Below are 19,007 nucleotides of genomic sequence, written 5' to 3' on the forward strand. Positions count from 1 at the left end.
TGCTTGTTCTCTAATGTACGCTTAAATCGCCATAAGTAATAAATTCGGAAAGCACTAAACTCGGTAAGTACTTAGCACGATAAGATTAGATTGCCGCGACCATTTTCTGAAGTAGCTTGAGTATTTGTTGTTGCTCTTGCTCGTCCAACTCGCTCATTAACTCTTTGTTTAAACGAGCAGGGATAGAGATGAGTTGTTCTTCGAGAGCTTTGCCTTTTTCGGTTAAGTAGATTCGGAAAGAGCGACGGCTGTTTGGATCGGCTCTACGCTCAACCAACTCAAGCTTTTCTAACTTGTCTAGTGTGCGTGTCGTGGTTGAATTTTCGACTTTGGATTTTGCCGCGATATCACGCTGAGTAATACCTTCCTCTTCCCGTAGACACATCAATGTTGGCCACAATGCGATGGTTAGGCCGTGCTTCTTCAGCTCTAGGTCGAAATCTTTACTCGCTTTGTTGGCGATTACATTGATCATCCATCCAAAGCTATTTTGTCTATCAAATTCTACTGACATCCGCTTGTACCTAATTCTTACGATGACATTACAACTATTGTCATCGTAACTAATATGAACGCAATTAGCATCAATAATGATTTTCTATTTGATGAAAAAGCTAATTGACTGCCATTTCTAAAATGATCCTTTGACTCTCAATGATTTTGTTTTCCGGAGAGTATGGTGAGAACTATCGGTGTTGATTGGACTTTTCTACGCAGAAAGTTTTTAAGAGGGTTCTGGATAGCTAATACATTGGGAATCTGTCTATTGGATCCTGATTCAGTGACACCGAAACTAGATGTTCTCACCCAAGCTAAAGTACGCCAATACTTCATCTTCGCTGTTGTAGGTGAAATCCATACGCACATTAATACGCTCTTGACGTATCAAGCGATAACGTAGGCCAAGTCCAATCATCGATAAAAGATCACCATCATCAAAGCTATGATAGGGATCTTTTGGACTGAGTCTCTCACCAAATACTTTGCCGACACCGGTCAACCCGACCACGGACACGTTGTTTAGGAAGTTGATCGATGAGCCAGAAAGTGAGTAGCGATATTCCATTTCTAGGTTGGTCATATGAGAGGCAATGTGATCCCCTGCAACAAAGCCTCGTTGCACGTTACGACCTTGTCGCCCGTAAGTGCTGTATGCACTGCTTGGGGCATTTTCAGCATCAAGTAGGTAGCGAGTAACCCACCTGCTGGCAATAATGTGGTTGTCATTGTGCGTTAAACTGTAGAAAAAACGGTAGTCTGAAAACAGTGAAGAGTAGGTAGCATCTTCATCATTGCCTAACCAAGTCCCGTGGTTCTCATACGTGAGCTCAAATAAAAAGCCATGATACGGATAATAGTAATGCTCTCGCTCATCCCATAAGAATGAAAGTTTAGCGCCAGTATCAGCTTCATACTCTTCGCTAAACCCCGTCAACTTCAACAACAATTTGTCGCGGGGAGTGTCTGCCAAATAGCGAGCCGTGGAAAAGTCTAACCCCATACCTAGATAGATATTGTCATACACTTTGAAGTAGAAATCGCCATCGAACGCGTACTCTTGATGGTTGGTATCAACAAGGTCGACCAAGGTTATGTTAGTGCTAGAGAACCCCATTTCGCCACTGAATCTCACCGAATCACCTTTCAGCAATAGCTCCGCATTACCTTTGATGTAATAGCTGTCGTTCTGTGTGTAAGTCAGTGTCGCTGATAACGTGGAAGCGTTCTTAGTTTCGCCATCGGCGTAGAAGTTATAGATGGGAACCACAGAGAGCCCGGTATCTACACTCGGGTCATAAAAGGGGATCGCGATAACACGAAATTGGTCATCGAGTTCTGGTTCTTGGGATTCTCGCGTATCAACTTCGAATGCTGAACTAGAGAAACTGGCAACAGAAGAGAAAAGGGCTGTTGTCCAAAAAGAGTGTCGAATCATGTAGAGAGTTACGTCCAATGTAAGGTTGACCGCCGTGCTACGGGAGCTTGCGGATCTGGAGCATAACACGTCATTTATACTGATTAATAGTAAGGGAATGGTTAACCCTATAAATATACCGTACAGAAATGAGTACAGTTGATAACATCGACAATAAAAAATGGTGAGAAAAGTTCTCACCACTTCGGGATGGTGGGTAGGGGGCGCTTGTTACTTGTGACCCCGTGCTTTTTACTTGCGATTTACTCGTTGATGGTGACTTTAGTAATCACAATATCTTCGCAAGGTACATCTTCGTGTCCCCAGCGAGTGGTTGTTGGCGCTACAGCGATTTTTTTTACCACGTCCATACCCGCTGAAACCTTAGCGAATACCGCGTAACCCCAGCCAGCATTCGTCGTTGAGGTATGATCTAGGAAGTCGTTGTCATCAAGGTTGATGAAGAACTGCGCCGTTGCAGAATGTGGGGCGTCGGTACGAGCCATAGCGACAGAGCCGATCACGTTCTTTAAGCCACGGTTTGCTTCGTTGACGATGGGTGCGCGAGTTGGTTTTTCTGTCATGTCGATAGTGTGTCCACCACCTTGAATCATGAAACCTTCAATAACACGATGAAATGTCGTGCCTTCGTAGAAGCCATCTTGGCAGTATTTAAGGAAGTTTTTCGACGTTACTGGCGCTTTTTCAAGGTTCAGTTCAATTTCAATGTCGCCAAAGTTAGTGGTCAGAATGATCATAAAGGTCCCAATATTTGAGTGCTATTATTTGGAATGCTACAGCACAGTGGATAGCTTAATTGAGTGCAGTATATGAAAAATTATGGAGGATGCCAGTTAACAATACTTCCCAAGCGTATATACGGGATTGGTGAGTGGCTAGGAAACATCATATATAAGAAAGCCAGCGATGAAATCGCTGACTTTGAGATATCTAAAATAGGCCCTAGTTATTGCTAAAGAGTTAGCAGGTAATTCACTAGTTGGTTGTACTCTTCGTAGCTCTTAATTTGGTCCGGTTTCACGATGTATTTGTTGTTAACCAGAACTCCAGGCACACCTGTTAGTGTGCTTTGATCAAACTCTTTATCGAAACGTTTTTGCATCGAGTTCACTGCAAAGCTGTTGTATGCCGCATCAAACTTCTTCGCATCGATACCGTTATCAATGAAAACTTCACGCAGCTCTGCTTCATTTTTTGGTGTTTGTTGCTTCTCATGGATCTGAGCAAACATCGCTGGAACCATACTTTCTTCAGCGTCTAGAGCAATCATGGTCGCGTAAGCTTTTGCCATTGGCACTGCCATGTTGTTACCCATAAAAGCGACATGTACTTTTTGGAAGCTTGCTGACTTTGGTAAGTCTTCTTTTAGATACTTAATCACCCCTTCAAACTTGTAACAGTGTGGGCAATAGAAAGAGAAAAATTCGGTTACGACAGGCTTGTCGGCCTTCGCTACATCAAGGATTTTGTAGTGCGTGCCTTCTTCAAATTGTGCGGCGTTTACTGAAGCGCTCAAGATAAGAGCGGCAAAGAGGCTAAATAGTTTTTTCATGTGTTCATTTCCTAAATTCGGATGTCATTAGATACAGCAAATGCGCTGTTATATCTTGGTGGCAGATATTGCCAATTAGGGACAAACGATTAAGAAATAGGAGGGCGATATGGCGCTTGTGGTGCAATGATCGCTTTGTGTGAAGGCTCTTTTTCTATCAATGCCAGCGATTCAATCTGCGTATCGAAAGATTCAGAAACGATAAGTGGTGGTATTTTCAGTAGACAGACTGATCCACAGCAATGGTGTTCAACGTTGGGTTGTGCGCTGGGAAAAGGTGTTGGGGCGCTTTCTACAGAACTGATGTTAGAAGCAGAGAAAGAGAAGCTATTGGTGGAAGTTGATTGAGCTTGAGGGGCTTGCAGAGCATTGCTGCTCGCGATGCTGTCCACACTAATGGTGGCCATTAGCATAGCGAAGAGCATGAAAGCGTGTACCCAAATTTTGTTAATCAACTTTGGCATCAATTCTTAGTCTTGGTATATGAACGTGTGTTGGTGCGAATAAAATTGTGCAACCGCTAACCGTAAAATAGGTAAAGCGCAAACGTTCCGATAATACACGACTTGTTTCAGCATCTCTAATCAAACCCGATGAAACTTGCCAGGGTTCTATTTTTGTTTGACCTATCAAGGTGCGCTGCATACGTTAATTTCACCTCAATCCGTGTATTGATAATTAGGGAACAGCTGTTGAATCGCTTTGCAATGGACTGTGGGTATCATAGAATCGAAAACGTATTCGAATTTTATTGATATCAACGGAAGAGAATAAACAATCAATGAGTAGTATTTTAGAGTGTATTCGTACAGTTGGACGAGGAGAAAGAGGGCGTAAGCCTTTGTCGTTCGAACAAGCCTACCGCATCATGGATGAGTATTTAAGCGGAGAGGTCGGTGACGACCAAATGGCGATGCTACTGATGTTGATTCGTGTGCAGAATGAAACCAATGAAGAGATTGCCGGCTTTGTAAAAGCCTTTCAATCACGAGTGCCAGACTTAGGCGCAGATATTGACTGGCCGTGTTACGCCGGTAAACGTAATGATACTGCCAGTGGTAAGCCGTGGAATTTGCTTGCTGCGAAGATATTGGCTGACGATGGTTATAAGGTATTGATGCATGGCTATATGGATAAACCAAGTGGCCGCACGCACGTAGAGACTCACCTTGAGTGTGTCGGTGTGCGTAGTGCGAAAGATCCACAAGACGCGAAGCAGATCCTTGAATCTGATGGTATCGCTTATTTACCGCTTGCCAACTTTGCACCAGAAGCTCAGACCATGATCGGCTGGAAACACCGTTACGGTTTGCGCACACCAATCAACACTGTGGTTCGAGCATTGAATCCAGGTGGTGGCCGTTTAGGTCTGCGTGGCAGTTTCCATCCTGGCTTCCCACAGCTTCATGCGGAAGTTGAGCATGTCATTGGCAATAAATCCCACTCGGTGATTTCATTCAAAGGGATGAATGGTGAGTCGGAATATAACCCTAAAGTTAGCCAAACGGTTTGGATGAGCTCTCCTGACAAAGTCGAATCGTTCTACTGGGAAGAGATGATAAACCTAGAGCTGCCACTTCCGAGTCAATGTGTACTTGGTACACCGGCTGAAGAGATGGCGTTAATGGCGAATACCGTTGTTGACAGCATGACAGCTATTCTCTTTGCAGAAACGCACGATAAAACTGAGGCATACCAGAAAGCGGTGCGCCTGTGGCATGAGTATTGTGCGAGTTAGATGATGGTTTTTAACCAATGAGAGAAGGTCAGCGTGTGCTGGCCTTTTTTGTGCTTGATTTCTAGCAAAGGGCTTTCGTGAATGGTCAAGCAATAAGAGTTACTTTACTCGCATCAATCGATGCATCTTGCCTTCAAATTGAATCTCAATGACTTGTGAAATTTTCATTTTCTCAACTCGTTCAAGCATTGCTGCTTGATAGGATCGCTTCTTCATCCACTCTAACGGCTCTTTAAAGCCATCTTCATTTATCACAAAGGACTGATCGGTGAAGGAGTCTTCAAAGATATGAACCACCCAAATGCGTGATTGGAAATCTAACAATTCGCTAAAGTAGCTTTTTATCTTAGGTATAAAGTGAGATAGAAGAGTTTGAGGAGAACGAAGCAAAGTCATAGTGAACCGTTTGGACAATGAAAAGCGGTGCGACGGATATGTCCAATTCGAGCGCTTATCGGTTAAAGCAGGTAATCATCGTCAATGTGATTACCTACTCAAGAACTTGCCACAAAATACGGTATTCATGTGTCGCTGACAATGCTTGTTGAGCTTGACTGTCAAGACATGTGTGATGAGTCTGCTATTTAACGAACAAGCCGAAGTCAATCTCTTGTTCTCTTTGGTATTTCACCAGCTTCACTTTTAGGTCGTGTTTTGCTGCTAAGTCAATGGCTAAGCACGACATGCGTTTTATCTCATCAACACAGCTTGAAATAAGCGGTTTTTCTTGATTATCGATAGTGGCGATGAGTGTGTTTTCTGTACCGTCGTTACCTGCATAAACATACGCATACATGTTGTTGTCGTGTTGCATAAACTTCCTAAATCCGGATTTCTAATTATTAGTGCGGTGAAGATTACAGGGTTTATCTACTCAGGCTAGTTCGGCTAAGTAAGGTTAAGCAAGGGAAAGTAAGGCTTTGTAAGAGCTCTTTTTTTCCTTTTTTCTGGTGGCCTAAAACGTGCTCAAGCCTTTGTTTGTCTCGCTTTGTTGTCTTGTTAGGTTTTGCCTATCAATAAAATTGTTGAAATCCATTTAGTAAAATCAAGATTTTAGACAACAATTAACTTAACAAGATAGAAAAATATATAACGCAAAGTATTTAGGGAGAACGCAATGCATTCTATTAAAGTGAAAGATTATATGACGCAACAGGTTGTGACATTTACTCCTGATATGCCGTTAAGTCTAGCGTTAGACAAAGTGATGCGTAGCCACCATATGGGTGGACCCGTAATTGACGATAATGAGCAAGTGATTGGTTTCCTTTCTGAGCAAGATTTACTCGAGAAACTGGTGAAGGTGAGCTATTTCTGCCAAGACACACACATTGTGGGTGATTGCATGTATCAAGAAGTGCTGTCTGTCTCACCTGAATTATCTATTATTGAGCTGGCGGACATGATGCAAGTTGGGAAACCTAAGGCATACCCAGTAATTGATAACGGGAAGCTGGTCGGTATGATCACCCGAACCGATGTTTTGAGAGCAATCGGCAAGAACTTAGATGAATGTTTCAAACATCCTGTATAGTAAGGTGTTAAGAACGATTATTTTTATCAATACCCATAATTGACAAAAGGCGCACTAGCGCCTTTTTTCTGTATAGAGCTTTTCTAGATAGATCCTTTCTTTGTGGATCCCCAGCTTGTGGTTGACTAGTTTATTAAGCTTTAGTTTGCGGTATGCCAACTTTTGGAGGTTTCATGTCAAATCAAACGGCAAAGTTTGTTGAAGGTTCAACGATGCGCCATATATTGGTGATGTCGGGGGCTGGCTCTGTCGGTTTGATGGCGTTATTTGTAGTAGATTTACTCGACATGCTGTTCATCAGTATGCTCGGGCAGGTGGAATTGGCCGCGGCAGTGGGCTTTGCAGGTACGCTGACTTTTTTCTCTACCTCTGTTTCGATTGGTACTTCGATTGCCATGGGCGCATTAGTTTCCAAAGCTATCGGCTCAAAGAATCAAGAACACGCTCGAAATTTAAGCACCAGCATCATGCTGACTGCGTTTGTTATCAGTTCCACCGTAACTGCAATCATGTTCGCTTATATTCCAGAGCTGTTAGCCGCGATAGGCGCAAAAGGGATTGCTGCTGAGCGTGCTCAAGCGTATCTACAGATTTTGCTACCGAGTGGTCCATTTTTGGCGTTAGCGATGGCGGCGGGTGCCGGCTTAAGAGCGGCGGGCGATGCGAAACGCTCGATGTGGGCGACTTTGTCGGGCGGTATTGTTAACGCGATTCTCGATCCTCTGTTTATTTTTGGTTTTGGTTGGAACATCGAAGGGGCAGCTATCGCTTCGGTTGTTGCTCGCTTCTCGGTGCTGTTCTTCTCGCTTTATCCTCTGATTCGTAGCCATCAGCTGGTGGCTCCACCTTCGTTTGTGCAATGGCGCCTTAATATTCGACCAATATTGGCGATTGCGCTGCCTGCGATTATCACCAATACCGCAACGCCTATCGGTAATGCGATTGTGACGACAGGTATCGCACAATATGGTGAGGATTTTGTCGCGGGCTTTGCCGTGATCGGTCGTCTAACACCGGTTTGTTTTGCGGTTATCTTTGCCTTGTCTGGCGCTGTGGGACCAATCATTGGTCAGAACTTTGGTGCAGAACGCATGGACAGAGTTAAAGAAACACTCAATAACTCATTGCTGGTGACGACACTTTATACCATTGCCGTTTGTATTCTGTTGTACTTCGTTCAAGGTTATGTCATTCAAGGTTTTAGTCTACAAGGTGATGCAGCAATCATTGTGGCGGCTTTCTGTACTTATGTGGCGTTGACCTTCACCTTTAACGGCGCGCTATTTGTTGCCAACACCTCTTTTAATAACCTAGGTAAACCGCTTTACTCGACAGCATTGAATTTGGGTAAAGCCACGTTAGGTACTCTGCCGTTCGTCTATCTAGGTTCGGAGTGGTATGGCGCTTTGGGTGTTCTCTATGGCCAAGCTTTGGGTAATGTTCTGTTCGGGATTTTAGGTATCTTGGTGCTTCGACATCATATCGCTGAGCTGATGCAAGGTTCTCAAGTCGACCCTGTCGAAGACGATGTGTCTATCGTGAGTTTGAACACACAGCCATTCTGTTCACACGATGCGGTGCTTATTGATGATGTATCGGCGAATCGTGAAGAGTGTGCGGAGCTTAAATCTCAGTAAGCCATTGGCGCAGGCATAATATTTTTGTTTTCTCGATAACTTCTTCTTGACCTTGGAGTAGCCTCCAAGGTTTATACTTTTGATGAACTTAAGGTTCTGTTGCTCGTGAGTTAGCAACAACCTCAAGGCTTTTGAGTATTAAGGAGATACATTATGTGCGCAAAACATGCAGCGTGCCGCTCAACAAAAGTGGACGTTCAACCTCAAGCGGCAGGAGCAAGTTGCTCTAGCCCTAAAATTTCAAGCATCACAGCAGCAGGTACTTCATCTGGTTGTTGTAGCTCTTCTGCAGCTCCGTCATCGTCTGGAGATGATTGTTGTAGTTCGTCGGATAGTGGAGAAGAAGACAGTCAGTCCTCAACCTTATCTCTCGACGCCCAATTTTCCAAAAGTTGGTTGGTTGCCGGAATGGACTGCCCAGCTTGTGCAAGAAAAATAGAAAACGCGATCAGCAATATTGACGGTGTTATTCAAGCGAAGGTTCTCTTTGCTACCGAAAAGCTGGTTGTGAAATTCGATAATGAAAGCCTTGCCGACACTATTGAACAGGTCTCTATCAAAACTGGCTTCCCATTAACGGAAGTCGGTTCTAAGAGAGAAAAACAACAGCCTGAGACTTTTTGGCAAGCTCATATCCAACCTAATTTACAGATTATCGCGATTGCAGCGGCAATGCTGTTTGCTGCGCTTCTGAAAAGTACCTCTCCTCAATTAAGTGAAGGCTTGTTTACGGTAACTTGTCTGCTTGGTTTATATCCGGTGGCGAAGAAAGCGGTTCAGTTGGCACGCTCAGGTACACCGTTTGCTATTGAAACCTTAATGAGTGTTGCCGCGCTGGGTGCTTTGTACCTGGGTGAAACCGCGGAAGCGGCGATGGTTCTATTATTGTTCTTGATTGGTGAGCGCTTAGAAGCGTTTGCTTCATCTAGAGCAAGAAGTGGCGTTCAAGCGCTAATGGCATTAGTGCCGGAGAACGCGACTAAGATCATCAACGGCGAACGTGTAGAAGTTGCAGTCAGTGAACTGGTTCCCGGTGATGTGATTGAAGTGGCTGCGGGCTCTCGTTTACCTGCTGACGGCCAATTGATTACAGACGCGGCAAGCTTTGATGAAAGTGCGTTAACCGGTGAATCTGTTCCTGTTGAACATATCGAAGGTAACAGCATCATGGCTGGCGCTGTGGTGGTCGATAAAGTGGTTCGTATCACCATCACTTCAAAACAAGGTGAAAATGCAATCGACCGTATTCTCCACCTGATTGAAGAAGCAGAGTCTCGTAAAGCACCGCTGGAACGTTTCCTTGATAAGTTCAGCCGTTGGTACACGCCATTGATGATGGTGGTGGCTTTGCTCGTTATTATCACGCCACCACTGTTGTTCGCTCAACCTTGGGAAACATGGGTATACCGTGGCCTAGCGTTACTGTTGATTGCTTGTCCGTGTGCGTTAGTTATCTCGACGCCAGCAGCGATTACTTCTGGTTTAGCGGCAGCAGCGAAACGTGGTGCACTAATTAAAGGCGGTGCAGCACTGGAGCAGCTTGGCAAAATCCAAACTATTGCCTTCGATAAGACGGGCACACTGACCGAAGGTAAGCCCCAGGTTACCGACATTCAGCCTCTATCGGGTTGGCAACAAGATGCGATGCTGCGTGTGGTTGGTGCAATCGAAGTTGGCTCTACTCATCCATTGGCGCAGTCGCTAGTGGCGAAAGTAAAAGAGCTGAATATTGAGATCCCAGAATCACACAACAAAAAAGCGCTGATTGGTAGCGGTGTGGAAGGTGATGTTGATGGTATTAAGTATCAGGTTCTGTCACCGTCTAAAGTCACGTTCGAACTTGGTGTCGATGTGGTTTCTCAGGTTGAAGCATTAGAAGGCGAGGGTAAGACGGTTGTGGTTGTTCTTGAGCTTAAAGATCAAGAAGAATCAACAGAACACGCAACGGCAGTGATTGGTTTGATTGCTTGGCAAGATACGTTACGCAGTGACGCTAAGCTTGCGATTGAGCGACTTAATGACTTGGGCATTCAATCTATCATGCTGACTGGCGATAACCCACGTAGTGCCGCAGCGATCAGTAGCAAGATTGGTATGCAGTACAAGGCAAGCCTATTGCCAAGCGACAAGGTATCTTATGTTGAGGAGTTATCTCAACAGTCGCACGTGGCGATGGTCGGCGATGGCATTAACGATGCACCAGCAATGAAAACGGCGAATGTCGGCATCGCAATGGGTGGTGGTACGGATGTCGCTTTGGAAACGGCGGATTCAGCACTAACCCATAACCGTTTAACTGAGCTGCCAGCGATGATTGAACTGTCGCAAGCGACCATGAATAACATCCGTCAAAACGTAGTCCTTGCGCTTGGTTTGAAGGGCGTATTCTTGGTGACAAGCTTGTTAGGTATTACCGGTCTGTGGGTGGCAGTTTTAGCGGATAGTGGTGCAACTGCATTGGTGACATTGAACGCATTGCGTCTGCTTCGATTCAAATCTAAAGCGGATTAAATCGAGCTCACCGACATAGAGCATTCTTAATATAAAAAGCGCCTTTAGCGGTAATACGGTAAAGGCGCTTTTTGTCTCATTAGTATGCAACACAGGAGTATGGATTGCTTATTTTTGTGATGCCAATCGGTTTTTCGTGAAACTTGAAATCTTGTTGCGATCATTCATGTGACGAGTATCACTTCATTTTGTGGTTAGCTTGGTTAGAGTGTGTTCGTACCCCACGAATTTACTATGAGCTTAAATAAGGGTAAAAAGCCCAATAAGCCAAAAGGAGCGAACTATGTCTCAAGCTGTTTTCCATTTAGGTGTTACTGAAGCAGATCTTAACGGTGCTACTCTTGCGATCATCCCTGGTGATCCTGCTCGTGTACAAAAAATTGCAGAAGAGATGGAGAATCCAGTATTTCTTGCTAGCCATCGTGAATACACACTTTACCGCGCAGAACTAGACGGTAAGCCAGTTGTTGTATGTTCAACAGGTATCGGTGGTCCATCGACTTCTATCGCTGTAGAAGAGCTAGCTCAACTGGGTGTTCGCACTTTCCTTCGTGTTGGTACTACTGGTGCTATCCAACCTCACGTAAACGTGGGTGACATGATTGTTTCTACTGGTTCTGTTCGTTTAGACGGCGCTAGCCTACACTTTGCTCCAATGGAGTTCCCAGCAGTTGCTGACTTCGAAGTGGCAACAGCAATGAAAGCGGCAGTTGAAGAATCAGGTGCAGCAGTTCACATGGGCGTAACAGCTTCAAGTGACACTTTCTACCCAGGTCAAGAGCGTTACGACACGTTCTCTGGTCGTGTAGTTAAGCGCTTCCAAGGTTCTATGCAAGAATGGCAAGACATGGGTGTTCTGAACTTCGAAATGGAATCTGCAACGCTGTTAACAATGTGTGCAAGCTCTGGCCTTAAAGCGGGTTGTGTTGCTGGTGTAATCATCAACCGTACTCAAAAAGAGATTCCAGACCACGACACACTAAAAGTAACAGAAGCTCGTTCAATCAAAGTGGTTGTAGAAGCTGCTCGTAAAATGCTTTAAGTTGCAAAAAAGATTTAAGTCTTAAACTGACTGCAAATTTTGAAAATGGCCGTATCGAATGATGCGGCCATTTTTTATGTGGCAGAGAAAGTAGACAAGAAAAAGCATCAGATACAAAAAAGGCGAGTGACTTAATCGTCATTCGCCTTTTTAACAATCTGCTTAAGAGCATTTAGCTCTCATGAGTTTATTTGTTTTTAGTACTCGAGATCTTCACTACCACCCGCAGCCGTGAACCATGCCGTTAGGTGTGTTTTAAGATCTTTCAATTCGTCAGGGCCAATCAATGCAAGGCCAAGGTCTTCTGCTCGTGTGATGTCGTTATGGCGAAGCGGGCGGAAGCTCACTAACATGGCACGTGCTTGTAGGCCACCCAGCAGGTCTCTAAGCGATTCCAATTTGTACAAGGTGTCATCACCATCATCACGCATGCCTTTGGTCTTACATTCGATGATGTGCAGCTTATTGTTCACCACAGAGGCAACATCAAGCTCGTTACGAACCTCACGTTCACCGAGTTGACGGTACACCTGAACATTCAAAGAACGGTCTTGAATGGTCGGCATATCATCTTGGATCTGCTTAACTGTGCTGTGAACTAATGTTTCAAGCCATTCACCGTTTGAGAAGCGTCGCGCGTCTTCATTGGCAAAGGTTAAAATACCATTATCGTAAGTCGCAATCTTAGCTTCAACCAAATCGCTCAGCAGCATGTTCAGTTCGCGATAGCCTTGTTGCTTCTCAGAGAGCTCAACATCAAGCTTCTGTTCTTTACGACAGGTCGTTGCAAGGTAGTTCAATGTCGCAAGGCCTGGACCTAATTCAAGAGCGTTACTTGCCCAGCGCTCACCTAACTCATAAAGCTTCTGATCAAGTTGCGGGGATAGCTGTACATCGCTGAATTCACCACGAGCACCAAATACCGTTAGGTAGTCGTCGATAGTAATGCGGTCTTGAACTTGTGCGTCTTCTTTGCCATTTGGGTACAACCAGCACAGCTTGTCACTGTTTGGTTCGACAACAAAGATTGGCCAGTGATAAGTACGGAATACTTCGTAGACGGAAAGTAGACGATGACGAAGGCCACAACTCGCGTTGAGTTTCACTTCTTGACCGCGTGCTTTAAGGTCTTCGGCAAGGGTTTGGATAGATTCTTTAATGACGGACGTATTTACGATGGTCGGAATTTCGAAAAACTCACTGGTAATGTCGCGCTTCTGCAAAACGCTGTCTAAACGTTTGTACATACTGACTTGATTTTTGTCGCCGATAAACACGATGTGAGTGCTGACCGTTCGGTTATCAAGTAAAGGGGTGAGCAAGCGAATGGGGTCTTGATCGATAATGCCAACATGAACAGCCATATAAATTCCTTAATAGCGGCTCGCTCATAAAGGTGAAAGAAAAAACGGGAAGCAGCAAGCCTTAATAATCATATAATGACAAAGCTCATAAAAAACAAGGGCAACCCTTGATAAAAGTTGCCCTAGCTCAATTAGTTACCACTATTGGGTATGAAGTCTCAAGAATCTCACTAAATATCTATCGATTCTTCATTTATCTATAGTTTGAACTGATGTACTAAATCACCTTGCTGGTTTGCTAGAATTGTTAGGTTTTGGCTTGCTTCCGCAATTGAAGACATCGCTTGGTAACTCTTATCTGCGATGTGATTGATGTCTTCGATATTACGTGCGATATCACCAGACGTTTCACTCTGCTCTGCGGCTGCTTGAGAGATGTGCGTGCTCATGTGGCTGATCTCTAGAATCAAGGCTTGGATCTCTTCCATCGCACTGTTTGCACTTGAAGCTTGTTGAACCGACATGTCCATATCGCTCATACAACTTTCAATTACGTTGCTTGCGGTTTTCGAACTTGATTGCAGATTGCTGATCATGGTCTCGATTTCAGAGGTTGATTGAGTAGTTTTTTGCGCTAGCACTCGTACTTCATCGGCAACAACTGCAAAACCACGACCTTGTTCGCCAGCACGCGCTGCTTCGATTGCCGCATTGAGTGCAAGTAGGTTGGTCTGTTCAGCAATGCCACGAATAACGTCAAGGATTGAACCAATCTGACTACTCATTTGTTGTAGCTCGCCCACCGCACCCACTGATTCAGTAAGGCGAACCTCAAGCTGATTAATGGTGCTGATATTGGTGTTCATGATCTGACGACCAGATTCAGAAGCCGATTCTACTTGTTGAACCATGGTTAGTGAACTTTGCGCGCTGTTTGCCACTTCTTGTACAGAATGAGACATCTCTGTCATTGCGGTCGCAACGGTAGCGGTTTGTTCACGTTGGCTGTTCAGCTGAGCTTGCGTTTCAGAAGAAGTCTTCTGGTTTACGCTTGCGGTCTTGGTTAGGTCATCTGAAGCGTCATTTAGCTTTACGAGAATATTGTGCAGATTGTCAGCCAAGGTATTGATGTGACGGCTCACACGGCTGAATTCGTTGTCGTATCGAATATCGATACGTTGAGTCATATCGCCTTGAGTCAGGCCTTCTAATGTCCCGAGAATACGAGTTAATGGTTCTCTTACACTATGCGCAATGTGGTAACCAATCGCTGCAGCGAATACGGTCACAATGATGCCAATTGCGATCGCGTTGAATAGGCCTTTGTCGTAGATGCTGCTTGCGTCAGCTAACGATGAATTGAGTTGCTCTTCAGCGGTCACGTTGAATGAATCTAAAACAGCCATCGCTTGGTCAACTTCTACGGCTAGGTTGGCGATGTTCACGTACAGTGCTTGCTTGGCTTGTAGGTAGTTGTTGTGTTTGTCTAGTACGCCACCTTTCTGGCCAACGTCTTTGGTGAATTTCTGAACCGACTCATCGAAGACATTTTTAAGCGCTGGTAGTTGTGTGGATAGGCCGCGATAAGCGTAGTTAAGGTGAGTAACGGCCTTTTTGTTTTGGTTAACGGCTTTTTGAACGAAGGCAACATCAGAGCTAGCAAGTGCATCAGAGGTAATGACCTCTGCGTCTTGCAGTTTAATGAAATAGCTCTTTGCCATCACTTTTACAGAGATGCTTTTTTGATCGGCAACGTACTCTTTCATGCCAACAGTTAATTCTGAATGCAGTCGTTGGAAGTCTCGAGATGCTTTTTGTACCTGCTCTTGTGCTTCAAACATCGCAACGTAGTTGTTCATCGCTTCGTCTGCTTCGGCGAAGTAGCGCTCTTCCATCGCTCTTAACTGCGCGATACGTTCGGTGAGCGAAATATTGTCTTGGCTTGCTGCTTCTAAGTTACCTAGCACTTCAGAAAACGAGTTTTGTGATGCAGCAAACTCTGTACGCATTGCAGACATGCGTTCAGCGTTTTGGGTGGTTAAGAAATCTTTGAATGACTTATCAGCAGAAAGCAATTGAACACTTGTTTGATTTGAAAGCGCGACAAGTGGTAATGAGGTTTCTGAGACACTCTCAAAATTGCTGTGTATCTGATTCATGCTGTTCATCATGATGGTTATCGTGACTGCGAACATGATGATGATCAGTGCGAAACCAGCGTACATACGCTTGATCACAGATCCCTTCATGGCTTTCTCCCTAAATAAAAATACAGACCTAATGTCAGGTCAAAGTAAAACTAACAAAATTATCAGCATTCTATTGAGCTCGGCTTACGCATTTTATGACGCACACGTCAAAAATAACCCTCAGTTATAACCAACATGCCATTCTTGAGAACTAAGACTCGTTTTCTTTGATTTGAACGGTGTTTTTTATTATGCTTGAAAGCAGATTTATTGTGGTTTGATGCGGCATAGCGCATACTCAAAGCATTAAAAAATAAATGTTTTATCGGAGAGAAACATGGCTGAAGAAACCATTTTTAGTAAGATCATCAATAAAGAAATTCCAGCAGATTTGTTATACCAAGACGATTTAGTAACGGCCTTTCGTGATATTAACCCTCGCGCGCCAAGCCATATCCTAATTATTCCTAATAAGCTGATTCCAACAACTAACGATGTTGAAGTAGAAGATGAAGCGATGATGGGGCGTATGTTTACCGTTGCACGCAAGTTAGCAAAAGAAGAAGGCATCGCAGAAGATGGCTATCGTCTTATCGTGAACTGTAACTCTCACGGTGGCCAAGAGGTTTACCATATTCACATGCACTTGGTTGGTGGCCGTCCACTTGGTCCCCTATTAATGAGCTAATAAAAAGCTAACGAGTTAATGGAAGCTAATGAGCTCGTTTAAGCGAGCTCATTAGCGGGTTAACACAAGTAGTTAGTTGGAAAATTTGTAGTTTGTATGCCAACTTTAAGTTCTATCTGTTGTCTGAATGTCGGCATCGCCTAGGCCGAGGCTAAATCGCTAGGGTCTCAACTGGCTTGAGATCCTTTTTACAACACGTTTCGTTTTGATAATGAGACTAAGAAAGGTCAGCAGACCCTAATAAAGTTGGCATTTTAAACATGCACGGAGACGATAAGTGAAGCAACAGTTTAGATTCGCTTCAATTGCCCTGTTATCGGCGTTGACCGTAGGTTGTGCGAGTATTTCTGCAGGAAGCCTGTTCAGCCATTATAGTGCGCAAAACAAAGCGATCTACCAAGCCGTTAAGTCTGGAAATTATTCAAAGGCTCAGCAAGATCTACCAGATTACGCGGCAGGCGACATCCTTGATAATTTTGAAAGAGGCAGAATTAATCTGCTGGATCAAAAATATCCTGAGAGTAAGTCTTCGTTTGAAGTGGCTGATCAAGCAGTAACCGAGCAGCAACGAAAAGCGGTGATCTCAATCTCAGACAGCGCAACCAGTGTTGGTGCGCTGGCAGTGAATGACAATATTACCGAGTATGTGCCAGCCGATTATGAGTTGGGCTTTCTTCATCTCTATCTCGGTTTAAATTATCTCAAGAAAAATGATTTAGAAGGTGCGGTGATCGAAATGCGTCGCGCCAATCAAGTTCAAGAACAAGCGAAGAAGCAACGTGAAGCCGAGTTAGATCGCGCAGCCAACGATGCGAAGAAGCAGGGTTTGTCTGCCAATGTGGGTAGCATCCTTTCTAATTATCCTGATGCGGGTAAAAAACTGCAGTCGGTACAAAATGCGTATTTGATGTTCTTGTCTGGCCTGCTTTATGAAGCTTCGAATGATCTAAACAGCGCTTATGTTGACTATCGCCGTGCTTTGGCTGTGATGCCAAACAACCAAGAAATTATAGATAGAACCATGGCAACAGCCGCTCGTTTAGGGATGCGACAAGATTTAGCGACATTGGAAAAGCGTTACAAGCAATCATCTAAGCTTGGTGAAGGTGAAGGGCGAGTAATTGTTCTCCAAGAGCAGAGCGCTGTGCAAGCTATGGACAGTTGGCGACTAGATTTACCTGTTTATGACAGTCGCGATCAAGGAGCAATATACTCTCTTGCGCTGCCATATTACCCAAGCCAAAACGTAGAGCGTTTTTCTGCGTTGCGAATCAGTGGGCAACCGCTACAAGAGCACTTGATCACTGACGTAAATGCAATGGCGCAGAATGATTTATCCGAGCGTATGACGAGCATTGTTATTCGCCAAGCGCTACGTGTGGTTGCAAAAGATCGCATTCGTAAAGAAGCAACCAAAGGCGATGATGTTGGAAATATTCTGTTCAATGTGTGGAACACACTGACAGAGCAACCAGATACTCGCAGCTGGCAATCTTTACCTGCTGAGATTAAGAGCAGTACGTTTGTAGCAAACAGCGGTCAATATACGTTGGAAGCGGGCGCTAAAACGTATGACTTTGATATTCGAGAAGGGCAAACCACCTTGGTGTGGATTTCTCGACAAGGAAACAACGCAACAATGTGGCATAAACAGCTAGGGAGGCTGTAATGAAAAAGTGGTTAGTGAGCTTAGCAGCGGTGATGGCTCTGGCTGGTTGTGCAGATAACACTGCTGGTGTAAGGGTCGATAGCCTGACTCAGAACGTTTTCTTTGGTGACAATGTATTGGGCAGCCGCTTACAGGTTGAAGATATCCGTACCGATCTCGTTGATGGTCATACGCGCGGAATCGTTCGCTTAAACAGTAACTATAAAGGCGACCAACATATCCTTTATCGTTTTTACTGGTATGACGATGCAGGGCTTGAGGTCAACCTCAAACAAGGCCCTTGGAAGCAAGCGATTGTTCGTGGCTTTGAAAGTATTTCGTTGTCGGAAGTGTCGGTAAACCCGAAAGCGACTCAGTTCAGAGTTCAGTTCCGAGAGCAGTAAGTTAGATAAAACGGATCTAATGATTCGTAAATACAAGAATTTAAGAGTGTGGGTAACCCCGCTCAGTGATAAGTTGAGGAAACAAAATGAAAAAGAGTGTCATTGCGCTACTAGGTTTAGCGGTTATTTTAGGCGGTTGTTCAAACAAGGTAAGCTACGGTGATGCACAAGCAGTAGAAACCACGACAATCGATTTCGGTTCAACTGACCTTCAAACGATTGCGGGTGAAATGGTCGATAGCATGATGGCGTCTGGTTCAGTGGCTTACATTACTCGTGAACAGCGTCCAATCGTGTTTGTAGAGCGAATCAAGAACAAAACGAGTGAGCATATCGATACAGAGTCAATCACTGATACCATTAGTACTAAAATGCTGAACTCTGGTAAGTTCCGTTTTGTTGATATGGACCGTGTTGAGTCTGTTCGTGACCAATTGAACTTCCAAAACAACGATGAGCTAGTGAATCAAAGCTCAGCTATTCAGTTCGGTAAAATGGTTGGCGCTCAGTACATGTTGTACGGCAATCTATCAAGCATCGTTAAGAAAGCGGGTAGCGATGAAGACGTATACTACAAAATGACGATGCGTCTAATGGATCTTGAGTCTGGCTTGATTGAATGGGCTGACGAGACCGAAATCCGTAAGCAACAATCTAAGAGCCTACTGGGTCTTTAATCTCGCTTACTCGCCAACTATGCGCAGCCAGCTGTGACAGCGTCTAGTCTTGGCTGACCATAAGCTTGACAGTGCTCAATCTTGGCTGCATATAGGTTGGTCGTACGCCAATGCAGTACATGATGTGCTGTTTATTAAGAGACACTG

18 protein-coding genes are annotated in these 19,007 nt (G+C 44.5%); 9 read left to right on the forward strand and 9 right to left on the reverse strand.

Features of this window, described 5'->3' with window-relative positions; all coding sequences use genetic code 11:
- Positions 1–85: 85 nt before the first annotated feature.
- From ATB74_RS13780 to ATB74_RS13800, 5 genes are all read right to left on the reverse strand, one after another.
- The gene (locus tag ATB74_RS13780; protein ID WP_061018929.1) at positions 86–514 is read right to left on the reverse strand and encodes a MarR family winged helix-turn-helix transcriptional regulator; all 429 of its coding nucleotides are present in this window, start codon (positions 512–514) and stop codon (positions 86–88) included.
- A gap of 279 nt (positions 515–793) precedes the next feature.
- Positions 794–1,936 (reverse strand): BamA/TamA family outer membrane protein, encoded by a 1,143-nt coding sequence (locus ATB74_RS13785; RefSeq protein WP_061018930.1) that lies wholly within the window; start codon positions 1,934–1,936, stop codon positions 794–796.
- Positions 1,937–2,178: 242 nt separating this feature from the next.
- Entirely contained in the window at positions 2,179–2,673 is a 495-nt protein-coding gene (locus tag ATB74_RS13790) for a peptidylprolyl isomerase (protein ID WP_061018931.1), read from the reverse strand.
- Positions 2,674–2,888: 215 nt separating this feature from the next.
- On the reverse strand, positions 2,889–3,488 hold the full coding sequence (locus ATB74_RS13795) for a thiol:disulfide interchange protein DsbA/DsbL (protein ID WP_061018932.1): 600 nt from the start codon (positions 3,486–3,488) through the stop codon (positions 2,889–2,891).
- Between the two features lie 89 nt (positions 3,489–3,577).
- Positions 3,578–3,952 (reverse strand): hypothetical protein, encoded by a 375-nt coding sequence (locus ATB74_RS13800; protein ID WP_061018933.1) that lies wholly within the window; start codon positions 3,950–3,952, stop codon positions 3,578–3,580.
- Between the two features lie 287 nt (positions 3,953–4,239).
- On the opposite strand from ATB74_RS13800, the gene ATB74_RS13805 reads away from it, so the two are divergent.
- Complete coding sequence (locus tag ATB74_RS13805) at positions 4,240–5,226, forward strand: glycosyl transferase family protein (protein WP_081090122.1); 987 nt, start codon at positions 4,240–4,242, stop codon at positions 5,224–5,226.
- A 99-nt stretch (positions 5,227–5,325) separates the two neighbouring features.
- Here the strand turns inward: ATB74_RS13805 and ATB74_RS13810 are convergent, their stop codons facing one another.
- On the reverse strand, positions 5,326–5,622 hold the full coding sequence (locus tag ATB74_RS13810; protein ID WP_061018935.1) for a hypothetical protein: 297 nt from the start codon (positions 5,620–5,622) through the stop codon (positions 5,326–5,328).
- 184 nt (positions 5,623–5,806) lie between these two features.
- Complete coding sequence (locus ATB74_RS13815) at positions 5,807–6,040, reverse strand: hypothetical protein (RefSeq protein WP_048609358.1); 234 nt, start codon at positions 6,038–6,040, stop codon at positions 5,807–5,809.
- Positions 6,041–6,343: 303 nt separating this feature from the next.
- Here ATB74_RS13815 and ATB74_RS13820 point away from each other — a divergent pair, with 303 nt between their 5' ends.
- The 4 genes from ATB74_RS13820 to udp all read left to right on the forward strand — a co-directional run bounded on the left by ATB74_RS13820 (position 6,344) and on the right by udp (position 11,950).
- Positions 6,344–6,760, forward strand: a complete 417-nt coding sequence (locus ATB74_RS13820) for a CBS domain-containing protein (RefSeq protein ID WP_060982864.1) — start codon at positions 6,344–6,346, stop codon at positions 6,758–6,760.
- Between the two features lie 173 nt (positions 6,761–6,933).
- Positions 6,934–8,397 carry an MATE family efflux transporter gene (locus ATB74_RS13825; RefSeq protein ID WP_061018936.1) on the forward strand — a complete coding sequence of 488 codons (1,464 nt, stop codon included), beginning with the start codon at positions 6,934–6,936 and terminating at the stop codon, positions 8,395–8,397.
- Between the two features lie 153 nt (positions 8,398–8,550).
- Complete coding sequence (locus ATB74_RS13830) at positions 8,551–10,908, forward strand: zinc/cadmium/mercury/lead-transporting ATPase (RefSeq protein ID WP_061018937.1); 2,358 nt, start codon at positions 8,551–8,553, stop codon at positions 10,906–10,908.
- A gap of 283 nt (positions 10,909–11,191) precedes the next feature.
- Positions 11,192–11,950 carry a uridine phosphorylase gene (udp, locus tag ATB74_RS13835; RefSeq protein WP_061018938.1) on the forward strand — a complete coding sequence of 253 codons (759 nt, stop codon included), beginning with the start codon at positions 11,192–11,194 and terminating at the stop codon, positions 11,948–11,950.
- 197 nt (positions 11,951–12,147) lie between these two features.
- On the opposite strand, the gene ATB74_RS13840 is transcribed toward udp, so the two are convergent.
- On the reverse strand, positions 12,148–13,314 hold the full coding sequence (locus ATB74_RS13840; RefSeq protein WP_061018939.1) for a DUF1887 family protein: 1,167 nt from the start codon (positions 13,312–13,314) through the stop codon (positions 12,148–12,150).
- 197 nt (positions 13,315–13,511) lie between these two features.
- Positions 13,512–15,503: a methyl-accepting chemotaxis protein gene (locus ATB74_RS13845; RefSeq protein ID WP_061018940.1), complete on the reverse strand. Its 1,992-nt coding sequence runs from the start codon at positions 15,501–15,503 to the stop codon at positions 13,512–13,514.
- Positions 15,504–15,780: 277 nt separating this feature from the next.
- Between ATB74_RS13845 and hinT the strand changes: the two genes are divergently transcribed.
- The 4 genes from hinT (at position 15,781) to lpoB (ending at position 18,860) form a co-directional block, all read left to right on the forward strand.
- Positions 15,781–16,131, forward strand: a complete 351-nt coding sequence (hinT, locus tag ATB74_RS13850) for a purine nucleoside phosphoramidase (RefSeq protein ID WP_004736268.1) — start codon at positions 15,781–15,783, stop codon at positions 16,129–16,131.
- Positions 16,132–16,408: 277 nt separating this feature from the next.
- Positions 16,409–17,800, forward strand: a complete 1,392-nt coding sequence (locus ATB74_RS13855) for a COG3014 family protein (RefSeq protein WP_061018941.1) — start codon at positions 16,409–16,411, stop codon at positions 17,798–17,800.
- The gene (locus ATB74_RS13860; RefSeq protein ID WP_019822451.1) at positions 17,800–18,183 is read left to right on the forward strand and encodes a YcfL family protein; all 384 of its coding nucleotides are present in this window, start codon (positions 17,800–17,802) and stop codon (positions 18,181–18,183) included. The genes ATB74_RS13855 and ATB74_RS13860 overlap by 1 nt, the downstream gene beginning before the upstream one ends.
- Before the next feature lie 86 nt (positions 18,184–18,269).
- Entirely contained in the window at positions 18,270–18,860 is a 591-nt protein-coding gene (gene lpoB / locus ATB74_RS13865) for a penicillin-binding protein activator LpoB (RefSeq protein WP_048658277.1), read from the forward strand.
- Positions 18,861–19,007 lie beyond the last annotated feature (147 nt).

It is taken from the genome of Vibrio splendidus (genome assembly GCF_001557875.1).
In the GTDB taxonomy this organism is placed as follows: domain Bacteria; phylum Pseudomonadota; class Gammaproteobacteria; order Enterobacterales; family Vibrionaceae; genus Vibrio; species Vibrio splendidus_F.